Origin of the sequence: Streptomyces sp. NPDC005728, from assembly GCF_040630895.1 — a bacterium.
GTDB lineage: Bacteria > Actinomycetota > Actinomycetes > Streptomycetales > Streptomycetaceae > Streptomyces.
The window spans coordinates 94717-105029 of the sequence record NZ_JBEXYL010000027.1 but is presented as its reverse complement, the minus strand read 5'-3'; the positions used below and the strand labels follow the sequence as shown (position 1 = coordinate 105029).

Below are 10313 nucleotides of genomic sequence, written 5' to 3'. Positions count from 1 at the left end.
GGCGAGGGAGGCGTCGGCCTCGGCGACCCGGCCCTCGGCGAGCAGGGTGCGGGCGACCGAGCGGTGCATCCGGGTGCGCTGCGCACGGCGCAACGCGCCTGTTCGGTGCGGTTTTGCGCTGCGCACGGTGCAACGGCCCCTGCCCGTTGCGGTCTTCCGCCGTGTCCGGCCAACGACCCCCGATCCAAGGCCGGTTGGCGCCGGGCAACGGCTGATCCCTGCGTGGCGTGACCTCCGGGTGATCGGGAAGGATGCAGCGGGCGCGGCCCGAAGGCCGTGCCGATGCCCGCAGTCGGAACCACACGGAAAAATGGAGCGCACCGATGACCTCTCCGGCCCCCCAGGACCTCGTCGTCACGCAGGCCACCCTCGCCGACTGGCCGGTGATCAGCGGGTGGGCGGCGGCGGAGGGCTGGAATCCAGGGCTGTCCGACGGGCCGGCCTTCTTCGCCCAGGACCCGGACGGGTTCTTCCTCGGCCGGATCGACGGGGAGCCGGTGTCGGCCATCTCGGTCGTGAACTACGGCTCCGACTACGCCTTCCTCGGCTGCTACCTCGTCCGCCCGGACCTGCGCGGCCACGGCCACGGCCTCACCACCTGGAAGACCGCCCTGGCCCACGCCGGCAACCGCACCGTCGGCCTGGACGGAGTCGTCGCCCAGCAGGACAACTACCGCCAGTCCGGCTTCGAACTCGCCCACCGCACCATCCGCTTCACCGGCACCGCCCCCGGGGGCCGCACACCCGACGGGGTCCGCCCCGCCGGTCCCGCCGACCTGGCCGCTGTCACCGCCTACGACGGCGCCTGCTCGCCGGCCGACCGCCCGCGGTTCCTCGCCGAGTGGCTGACCGGCCCCAGCCACCGTGCGTGGGTCCGCCACGACGGGGACCGTCTCACCGGCTACGGAGTGATCCGCCCCGGCCACGACTGCCTGCGTATCGGCCCCCTCTTCGCCGACACCGACGACGACGCCCGGGCCCTGTTCGCCGCGCTCACCGCCGACTTCACCGGCCGCGAGGTCGCCGTCGACATCCCCGAACCGAACGCCGCCGGCATCGCGCTGGCCGAAGAGGCTGGGTTCCGCGCCTCGTTCGAGACCGCCCGGATGTACACCGGGCCGGTCCGCGAGCACGCCCGGGACCGGGTGTTCGGGGTGAGCACGCTCGAACTCGGCTGAGCCGGCCGGGACGCGAGCCGGGTGCCGGGTGCCGTCCCCGGAAGCCACCCGGTTGCGGCACTCGGCGAGGACCGTGCCGTCCGCCGGGACGAGCACCGACCCGAAGGGCTCGTCACCCGCAGCGAGCGTCTGCGGCGCCGGCGCAGATGGCGCGGCTCACCGCCCTTCCCCCATGTGGCACGGACCTGGTCGCAGCGCGATCCCCGGCGCCGCAGTCCACAGCCACCCGGTTCCCGCCCGGCGCCGCACCGCACCGTACGGACGGCAGGGCGTGCCGGTACCCGGCCGCGACCGTCACCAGCGCGAGCACGGCAGTGATCCGCGCGATCCTGCCCTACCTCTCCGGGCCCGGCGAACTGCATCCGCCCGCGCGTGCGTCACCCCGCAGACGGCGGCCCTGCTGGAGGCGCACATCGACCCCATCCAGGCCCGCATCGACTGCCTGGCCCGCAACGGCGACCGGCTCACCGCCTACATGTCCGTGGTACGGCCGGACGGTGCCGGCCCGGGCGGCCGGTAATTCCGTTGCCCCGCCCCGGGAACGGATGCTGGAGTGAGGCCATGGATCACGCCACGGTGCTCGCCCTCTACGACCGGGACATGCGCGAGGGCGCACGCCCCGACGGGCCCGGCGCCCGGATCGAGCGGACCGGCGCGGTCGTCCGCCAGGTCGCCGACGCACAGGGTTGGAACGGCGTCGTGTGGTCCGCCCTGGACGCGGGGAGCGCGGACCGGGTGATCGAGGAACAGATCGCGTACTTCACCGGCCTCGGCCGCGACTTCGAGTGGAAGCTCTACGGCCATGACCGTCCGGTGGACCTCGGCCTCCGGCTCACCGCCGCCGGATTCCGGGCCGACCCCGAGGAGACGCTGGTGATCGGCGAGGTCGCCCGACTCGCCCTGGACGCCGAGCCGCCCGCCGGGATCCGCTTCGTCCAGGCCACCGACCCGGCCGGCGTCGACCTCGTAGTGGACGTGCACGAGAAGGCCTTCGGCTCCGACGGCACCCGGCTGCGCCACCGCCTGCTCACCCGGCTGGCCGCCGACCCGGGCACCGTCGTCGCCGTCGTCGCGCTCGCCGGGGACGAGCCCGTCAGTGCCGCGCGCATGGAAATGGAGCCCGGCACGCGCTTCGCCGGACTGTGGGGCGGCGGCACCGTCGAGGCCTGGCGGGGCCGGGGCATCTACCGCGCCCTGGTCGCCCACCGCGCCCGCGTCGCCGCCGCCCACGGCTACCGCTACCTCCAGGTCGACGCCTCACCCATGAGCCGCCCGATCCTTGAGCGTCTCGGCTTCCATGCGCTGAGCACCACGACGCCCTATCTGTACGGGAGTTGACCTCACCCAGGCACCCCCACGGGAGCCGGCCGCCCCTCAGCGACGGGCCAGCGTCCGGTCCAGCGCGGCGACCCCCACGGCCGCGAGGGCGATCTGGATGAACCACTCGATCCAGTCGGGCCCCTTGGTGTCCGCGACCCCGAACCCGGCGGCGATCGCCGAGCCCAGCAGCGCGGCCACGATGCCGACCACGACGGTCCACAGGATGCCGATGTGCTGGCGCCCGGGCACGACCAGCCGGCCCAGCACACCGATGACGAGGCCGATGACGACGGCGCTGATGATGCCTGAGATCTCCATGTCCACCCCTCTTCGTCGCTTTCCCCGCTGCTCTGTCATGTGCCCGCTGTAAGCGGGCGCACTCCGTTCCGGTTGTTGCCGGGACTCTCTGTTCACCGGCCCGTCATGCCATGTACCTTTCAACCAATCGACGCGTGTAGAACCCTCAATCCGGTTCTACGCGCGCAGACTTGGCGCCCGCACCGCCTCTCCCCACCCCTCATGGAGGTTCGCCGGATGCTCGGATCGAGAAGATCCCGCCGCAGATTCAGCACCGCCCTGGCCGGACTCGGACTGCTCGTCACCTCGGCAGCCCTGCAGGTCGGCACCAGCGCCACCCCCGCCCACGCGGCCACCACGCACCGGATCCTGTTCGACAACGCCCACGCCGAGACGGCCGGCAACGCGGACTGGATCATCTCCACCAGCCAGCCCGACCCGCTCGGCCAGGACTCCTCCCCGTCCGCCGAGACCGACTGGACCGGCGCCCTGTCCTCCTGGGGCGTGGACCTGCAGAAGGCCGGCGGCTACAGCCTGAAGACGCTCCCGTCGGGCTCCAGCCTCAGCTACGGCGGCTCGTCCACCACCGACCTGTCGAACTTCGACACCCTGGTCCTGCCCGAGCCGAACACGCTGTTCACGACCGCCGAGAAGACGGCGATCATGAACTTCGTGAAGAACGGCGGCGGCCTGTTCATGATCTCCGACCACACGGGCGCCGACCGCAACAACGACGGCGAGGACGCGGTCGAGATCCTCAACGACCTGATGACGAACAACAGCGTCGACTCCACCGACCCGTTCGGCTTCTCCATCGACTCGCTGAGCATCAGCTCCGACCACCCGTCGGCGATCAGCGACAGCAGCGACCCGGTCCTGCACGGCTCCTTCGGCACCGTCACCAAGAGCCTGATCGCCAGCGGAACGACCGCCACGCTCAAGCCCGCCGACAACTCCAGTGTCAAGGGCCTGCTCTATCGCACCGGTTACTCCGGCAACACCGGCGCCTTCTTCGCGACGTCCACCTTCGGCAGCGGCCGCGTCGCCTTCTGGGGCGACAGCTCGCCGATCGACGACGGCACCGGCCAGTCCGGCAACACCCTGTACGACGGCTGGAACGACTCCAGCGCCACCAACGCGGCCCTGGCCCTGAACGCCACCGCCTGGCTGGCCGGTGACGGCACCAGTGGCGGCGGTGGCGGCGGCACCTGCACCGCCGCCCAGTTGCTGGCCAACCCCGGCTTCGAGTCCGGCGCCACCTCCTGGACCGCTTCCAGCGGTGTTATCACCAACGACACCGGTGAGGCCGCACGCACCGGCTCCTACAAGGCCTGGCTGAACGGCTACGGCTCCGCCCACACCGACACGCTCACCCAGTCGGTGACCGTCCCCGCCGGGTGCACGAGCGCCAGCCTGAGCTTCTACCTCCATGTCGACACCGCCGAGACGACCACCTCGACGGCCTACGACACCCTGAAGGCGCAGGTCCTCAACAGCAGCGGAACGGTGCTGTCGACGCTGGCGACCTACTCGAACCTGAACGCGGCGAGCGGCTACACCCAGCGCAGCTTCAACCTCGCGAGCTACGCGGGCCAGACGGTCACGATCAAGTTCACCGGCACCGAGGGCTCCACCCTCCAGACGTCGTTCGTCGTCGACGACACCGCGCTCAACGTCAGCTGAACCGTGCGGGGGTGGGCCCCGAGGGCCCACCCCCGTCGTTCAGGAGGCCGGGAACGTCTGCTCCGGCGCGTTCCACCCGGAGACCCGCACGCGCGGTGCCGAGCCGTGCAGATCGGCGGTCCGGTAGGTGGCGGTCAGCGTCACGGTCTCACCCGGCCACAGACCCACCTCGTTGTCCGACCACTGGACCGGCAGCACCGGCCTGCCCTGTGCGTCGACCAGGTGGACGTCCGTGAACAGAGACGGCGTCGTGCCGCTGCCCGCGGTGCGCAAGGTGACCCTCGTCGTCGACATGGAGCCCGACGACTCGGTCGACGCCGTCGCCGACACCGGCACCTGCGCCATCGAGGAGAGCCCCTTCAGATCGGCGTAGCCGGTCGTCGGCGTGTGGTACCAGTCGGTTTTCGCCCAGTCGAGCGTGTCGTCCTTGGCGGAGAGCCAGTACACGTTCCGGCTCACCTCCTTGCCGTCCGTGTCCGTCAGGGTCAGCCGGAGCAGGTAGGCGGACGAGAGGCCGGTCACCGACGACGGCAGGGTGAGGGCGGTGCCGTGCGCACCGTCGCCGTTCACCGTCACCCCGCTCACGGTCTTGTCGTACTTCTGGCTGCCGTCGGGGTTGAAGAGGGTGGCCCGCGCGGTGAGTCCGCCGGCGGAGGTGTGCCGGTTGTTCACGACGACGACCGAGCGGTTGTCGTAGGAGTACTGGACGTGCAGCGGCTCGTTCGCCTTCTTGGCGCCGAAGTAGGCGCCGCCCTGGTCCAGGTAGCGGTCCGTCAGCTGCCAGTGCAGCGAGGTCCAGCCGCTGTTGAACATCCAGTAGATCAGCCCGGTGGCGGGCTTCGCGGCGTCCGTGGCGTTGCGTCCGTAGGCCTCGTACTGGGCGCGCACGTTCTCGTACTGGGCCAGCTGCGCCTTGCGCACGTAGTCGGTGAGGCCGGTCGGGGCGCCGTAGCGGCCGGTGAGGGCGGCGTTGTAGATCTTGAGCGTCCCGAAGACGGTCGAGGGCGAGCGGTGGTACTGCTTGGCGTCCGGGTTCTTCCAGAGCGTGTCCAGCTCGGCCGGAGTCATCATCCGGCGCAGGGTGTCGAGCGTGGGGACGTCGGGGCCCGCGCTGGTCTCGGAGTTGAAGCCGGTCGCCCCGCCCTCGCGCTTGGCGTACCAGTAGTTCGGCGGGACCCAGTCGTAGGGCCCGGTCATCTTCATGCCCGAACTGCCGAGCTGGGGCGAGGACCTGTCGGAGGCCGAGGAGACCACCGGGATCCGCCAGTCGGCCGCCTTCAAGGCGTCCAGATAGTTCTTCTCGATCGTCGCGTCGGGCGCGAAGTCGCTGCCGATCAGGAAGGAGATCACGCTCGGGTGGTCGCGCAGCCGGGCGGCCTCGGCGGCCATGGACGCCTTGGCGACCGGATAGTCGGCGTCGGTCCACTTGTCGCCGGACTCGCCGGTCCCGTTGACCTGGCCCTCCCACTTGTCGCAGCACTCCCAGCCCGGCAGCGTGAGCACGCCGTAGCGGTCGGCGAGGTCGAAGAACTCGTCCGGCTCGATGTGGCCCTCCAGGCGGATGGTGTTCAGCCCGAGGTCGAGGGCGTATTTCAGCCGGTCCTCCACATAGGTGGAGTCCCAGCGCAGGAACTCGTCCGGCGACCAGCCACCGCCCTTGATCAGCAGTTTGCGGCCGTTGATCCGGTACTGGCGGGCGCCGTCGGAGTTCAGCGGCGCCTGCACGTCGCGGATGCCGAACCTCTCGTGGGCGGTGTCCGAGACCGTGCCGGACACGGACGTGGTCAGGTCGAGGTCGTACAGCGGCTGCCCGCCCAGGCCGGCCGGCCACCACACCTTCGGGGAGGTGAGGTGCAGGCCGGGGACGTCGGCGGGGGAGAAGGTGACGGTCTTCGTCTCGTGCGCGGCGAGCGGCACGGACTTGCTGAAACTCGTCCCGGCCACGCTTCCCGTCACCTCGGCCGTGACCGCCGATCCGGTGTCGTTGCGGGCCTGCGCCTTGACGGTCAGGTCGGCGGTGGCCAGGGACGGCACGGCCAGTGCGGTCACCACGTGCGCGTCGCGCAGCGCGACGGGGCCGCCCCGCCGGACCAGGACGTCACGGACGAGGCCCATGTTGCGGTCGGGCGGTGGCTGGAGCCAGTCGATCCAGCCCATGGTGAGGTTCTTGTTCGGCTCGTTGGGCTGGACCCGGAAGGCGACCGTGTTGGTGCCGGACTTCACGAGCGAGGTGATGTCCAGCTCATGGCGGGTGTACGCGCCGGTGACGTCCGCGGCCCGGGCGACCTGGTGGCCGTTGACGTAGACGTCGGCCGCCGAGACCACACCGCTGAAGTCCAGCGAGGTGCGCCGGGTGGTGTCCGCGACGGTGAAGTCGGAGCGGTACCACCAGGGGACCTGGAAGTCCTGCTGCGGGATCTTCTGCTGGTTGGTGGAGTGGAACGGGTCGGCGTACACGCCGGCGGCGAGCAGCGCGGCCAGGACCGTGGAGCGGGCACCCGCCGGATACCAGCCGGAAGCCGGATAGCCGGGCGCGGAGACGGCCGCCGCGGAGTCGGTCACCTTCGCGGTCGACTGGATCGCGTACCCGGAGAGCGGCGTGGCGGACCCGACAGCCGACGGAACATGGGTCACCCTGGCCTGAGCCCCGTGCGGCGCCGGGCTCCGGTCCCGGGGTCCGGCCCAGGCGCTGGTGGTGAGCGTGCCGAGCAGACTGAGGAACACGACGCCCGTGGCGAGCCGGCGTCGGGGGGCGGGGCGAGGGAACACGACGGTCTCCAGCCTCGTAAAGTTAGGAAACTTTACTAACCCAGCACAAGGTAGGCGGCGGTGAGAAGCGTGTCAACGACCGTGGCCGTCGTGGACCTCGGCGGTACCTGCGAACGGGTCAGCCGCCGGCAGTCCTGCGCTCGAACACCAGGTCCCGGGCCGTGCCCAACGCCGTCGCCACCGCGCCCAGCAGGACCGCGTCCTCGCCGAGCCGGCTCGGGACGATCCGCGGCCGCAGCGGGGTCAGGGCCCGCAGGTGCTCGCCGACCGGCCCGAGCAACAGATCCACGCTGTGGCCCACCCCGCCGCCCAGCACGACGAGGTCCGGGTCGAGCACCGCGGCCGCGGCGGCCACGGTGTGCGCGATCCGCTCGCCCTCCAGCTCCACCGCCTGCACCGCGGCCGGGTTGCCCTGCCGGGCCGCGTCGAACACGGCCTTCGCGGTGAGCTGCCCGCTCATCCCGAAGTGCCGCGCGGCCTCGACGACGGCCACCCCCGACACCGCGTCCTCCAGCCGCTCCGGCTTCTGCCGCCCCTGCCAGGGCAGGAACCCGATCTCCCCGGCCAGCCCGTGCGCCCCCGTGAAGAGCCGTCCCTCGCTGACGACCCCCATCCCGAGACCGGTGCCGATCAGGATGTACGCGAAAAGCCGGCTGCCCGCGCCGACGCCGTACGTGTACTCGCCGAGCGCGGCCAGATTGGCGTCGTTGTGCACCTCCAGCGGGACGCCCAGCTCCTCGCGCATCCGGTCGAAGAGCCCCGCGCGGCCCCAGCCGGGCAGATGCATCGCGTACCGCACCCGCCGCTGCTTCTCGTCGTACACCCCCGGCGTGCCCACCACCCCGTGCACCACCTCGCCCGGGTTCACACCCGAGTTGCCGATCACCTGGCGGGCCGTGCCCACGACCAGGTCGGCCATGGCGGCGGAGGTGCGGGCGCGGTTGCGGACATCGGCGCGGGCGACGACCGTGCCGTCCAGATCGACGACCGCAACCCGCAGCCAGCCGCGGCCGACGTCCACCCCGAGCGCGTACCCGGCGGCCGGGTCCGGGGCGTACAGCACAGCGGTGCGCCCGCGCTCGGGGGCGTGGGTGCCGACCTCGTGCACCAGCCCGGCCGCCGCCAGCGAGGCCAGCGCACTGGACACCGTCGGCTTCGACAGGCCCGTCTCCCGGGCCAACTGGGCGCGCGAGGCGGCACCGACGCCGCGCAGCCGGTCCAGGAGCAGCCGCTCGTTGGTGCTGCGCAGGCGTCGGCGGCTCCAGGGCTGGTCCTGCGGCGCTACGACGTCACTGGCGGGCATCGCACCATTCTCATGCATTCCTGACGCATACTTGACGCCTCTAGTAAGGCTCCTTAACTTTATCGGCCATCAGCCCAGCCGGTTCGGCCGTTCAGCCCCGCCGGGCGATCCTCCCCGTCATCCGCGTCAGGAGCCCCCATGTCCGGTAGCCCGCCACCCTCGGGTGGCTTCGTCCGCCGCGTCGGCCTCTTCCAGGCCACCGCCATCAACATGAGCCAGATGTGCGGGATCGGTCCGTTCGTGACGATCCCGCTGATGGTCGCCGCGTTCGGCGGCCCCCAGGCGGTGATCGGCTTCGTGGCGGGCGCGGTGCTCGCGCTCTGTGACGGGCTGATCTGGGCGGAGCTCGGCGCGGCGATGCCCGGCTCCGGGGGCAGCTACGTCTATCTCCGTCAGGCCTTCCAGTACCGCACCGGCCGGCTGATGCCGTTCCTGTTCGTGTGGACGGCGATGCTCTTCATCCCGCTGATCATGTCCACGGGCGTGGTCGGCTTCGTCCAGTACCTGGGCTATCTCGCCCCCGGGCTCGGCAGGACCTCGGGCGACCTGATCGGTCTCGGCATCATCGCCCTCGTCGTCCTGCTGCTCTGGCGCGGCATCGAGCACATCGCCCGCATCACCGCCGTGATGTGGACGGTGATGATCGCCTCGGTGGTCCTCGTGATCGCCGCCGCCGCGAGCGACTTCAGCCCGCACCTGGCCTTCACCTACCCCGCCCACGCCTTCGACCTGACGAGCGACCACTTCTGGCTCGGCTTCGCCGCGGGTCTGACCATCGGCATCTACGACTACCTCGGGTACAACACCACCGCCTACATGGGCGCCGAGATCAAGGACCCGGGCCGCACACTGCCGCGCTCCATCCTGTTCTCGATCGTCGGCATCATGGCGATCTACCTGCTCCTGCAGATCGGCACGCTCGGTGTCATCGACTGGCACCGCATGACCGACGCGCAGGACATCGCCTCCACCTCGGTGGCCTCGGCGGTGCTGGAGAAGACCTGGGGCAAGGGTGCCGCCGACACGGTGACCGTCCTCATCCTGATCACGGCCTTCGCCTCGGTCTTCACCGGCCTGCTCGGCGGCTCCCGCGTGCCCTACGACGCCGCCCGCGACCGGGTCTTCTTCCGCCCCTACGCGAAGCTGCACCCGAAGCACCGCTTCCCGATGCTGGGCCTCGCGACCATGGGCGTGATCACCGCGATCGGCTTCCTGATCGGCCGGCGCACCGACCTCGCCACGCTGATCCAGCTGCTCACCACGGTGATGGTGATCGTCCAGGCGCTCGCGCAGATCATCGCGCTCACGGTCCTGCGCAAGCGGCAGCCGACGTTGCGCCGTCCGTACCGGATGTGGCTCTACCCGCTGCCCAGCATCGTCGCCTTCGCCGGCTGGTGCGTGATCTACGGGTACGCCGACAAGAACTCCCCGGGCCGCCACCCCATCGAGTGGTCCCTGGCCTGGCTCGCCCTCGGCTGCGTGGCCTTCGTGGTCTGGGCGCGGCTGGAGAAGGTGTGGCCGTTCGGGGCGAAGGAGATCAGCGAGGAGTACCTGGCCGGACGGGACCCCGACACCGCACCCGCCCCGGCCTGAACGACTCCTCGGCCGTGCACTTCTGGCCGGGCGTCACCCCCCTCGCGAACACGTCGGCCCGGTCATGCGGCAGATGCAGCAGATGCAGCCGAGGTCCGGTCGTGGCTCTCCTTGACATGCAAGTAATTACCTGCATAACGTTGAGTGTGCGATCGGAGGACGACACCGGG

At 71.1% G+C, this 10313-nt stretch carries 8 protein-coding genes and 1 pseudogene; 5 read left to right on the top strand and 4 right to left on the bottom strand.

Annotated elements, in window-relative coordinates; translation table 11 throughout:
- The first annotated feature begins 323 nt into the window (after nucleotides 1–323).
- Nucleotides 324–1178 (top strand): GNAT family N-acetyltransferase, encoded by an 855-nt coding sequence (locus ABZ471_RS20220; protein WP_359068144.1) that lies wholly within the window; start codon nucleotides 324–326, stop codon nucleotides 1176–1178.
- Nucleotides 1179–1196: 18 nt separating this feature from the next.
- On the opposite strand, the pseudogene ABZ471_RS20215 reads toward ABZ471_RS20220, so the two are convergent.
- Nucleotides 1197–1316, bottom strand: a pseudogene (locus ABZ471_RS20215) (nucleoside deaminase); the annotation flags it as partial.
- A 34-nt stretch (nucleotides 1317–1350) separates the two neighbouring features.
- Here ABZ471_RS20215 and ABZ471_RS20210 point away from each other — a divergent pair.
- Nucleotides 1351–1698, top strand: a complete 348-nt coding sequence (locus ABZ471_RS20210) for a hypothetical protein (RefSeq protein WP_359068143.1) — start codon at nucleotides 1351–1353, stop codon at nucleotides 1696–1698.
- A gap of 41 nt (nucleotides 1699–1739) precedes the next feature.
- A complete protein-coding gene (locus ABZ471_RS20205) occupies nucleotides 1740–2516 on the top strand; it encodes a GNAT family N-acetyltransferase (protein WP_359068142.1) in 777 nt (258 codons plus the stop codon).
- 36 nt (nucleotides 2517–2552) lie between these two features.
- On the opposite strand, the gene ABZ471_RS20200 is transcribed toward ABZ471_RS20205, so the two are convergent.
- Nucleotides 2553–2816 (bottom strand): GlsB/YeaQ/YmgE family stress response membrane protein, encoded by a 264-nt coding sequence (locus tag ABZ471_RS20200; protein WP_359068141.1) that lies wholly within the window; start codon nucleotides 2814–2816, stop codon nucleotides 2553–2555.
- A 216-nt stretch (nucleotides 2817–3032) separates the two neighbouring features.
- Between ABZ471_RS20200 and ABZ471_RS20195 the strand changes: the two genes are divergently transcribed.
- Nucleotides 3033–4478, top strand: coding sequence for a hydrolase (locus ABZ471_RS20195; protein WP_359068140.1), 1446 nt, complete (start codon nucleotides 3033–3035; stop codon nucleotides 4476–4478).
- A 39-nt stretch (nucleotides 4479–4517) separates the two neighbouring features.
- Here ABZ471_RS20195 and ABZ471_RS20190 read toward each other — a convergent pair whose 3' ends face one another.
- Nucleotides 4518–7247, bottom strand: a complete 2730-nt coding sequence (locus ABZ471_RS20190) for a sugar-binding domain-containing protein (protein ID WP_359068139.1) — start codon at nucleotides 7245–7247, stop codon at nucleotides 4518–4520.
- A 118-nt stretch (nucleotides 7248–7365) separates the two neighbouring features.
- Nucleotides 7366–8550: an ROK family protein gene (locus tag ABZ471_RS20185; RefSeq protein ID WP_359068138.1), complete on the bottom strand. Its 1185-nt coding sequence runs from the start codon at nucleotides 8548–8550 to the stop codon at nucleotides 7366–7368.
- A 138-nt stretch (nucleotides 8551–8688) separates the two neighbouring features.
- Between ABZ471_RS20185 and ABZ471_RS20180 the strand changes: the two genes are divergently transcribed.
- Nucleotides 8689–10143 (top strand): APC family permease, encoded by a 1455-nt coding sequence (locus ABZ471_RS20180; RefSeq protein WP_359068137.1) that lies wholly within the window; start codon nucleotides 8689–8691, stop codon nucleotides 10141–10143.
- Nucleotides 10144–10313: the final 170 nt, after the last annotated feature.

What these genes read in the sequence shown, in the direction of transcription:
- ABZ471_RS20200 (WP_359068141.1), bottom strand. Translation starts at nt 2,816, where the DNA reads ATGGAGATCTCAGGCATCATCAGCGCCGTCGTCATCGGCCTCGTCATC.
- ABZ471_RS20205 (WP_359068142.1), top strand. Translation starts at nt 1,740, where the DNA reads ATGGATCACGCCACGGTGCTCGCCCTCTACGACCGGGACATGCGCGAG.
- ABZ471_RS20210 (WP_359068143.1), top strand. Translation starts at nt 1,351, where the DNA reads ATGTGGCACGGACCTGGTCGCAGCGCGATCCCCGGCGCCGCAGTCCAC.
- ABZ471_RS20195 (WP_359068140.1), top strand. Translation starts at nt 3,033, where the DNA reads ATGCTCGGATCGAGAAGATCCCGCCGCAGATTCAGCACCGCCCTGGCC.
- ABZ471_RS20220 (WP_359068144.1), top strand. Translation starts at nt 324, where the DNA reads ATGACCTCTCCGGCCCCCCAGGACCTCGTCGTCACGCAGGCCACCCTC.
- ABZ471_RS20185 (WP_359068138.1), bottom strand. Translation starts at nt 8,550, where the DNA reads ATGCCCGCCAGTGACGTCGTAGCGCCGCAGGACCAGCCCTGGAGCCGC.
- ABZ471_RS20180 (WP_359068137.1), top strand. Translation starts at nt 8,689, where the DNA reads ATGTCCGGTAGCCCGCCACCCTCGGGTGGCTTCGTCCGCCGCGTCGGC.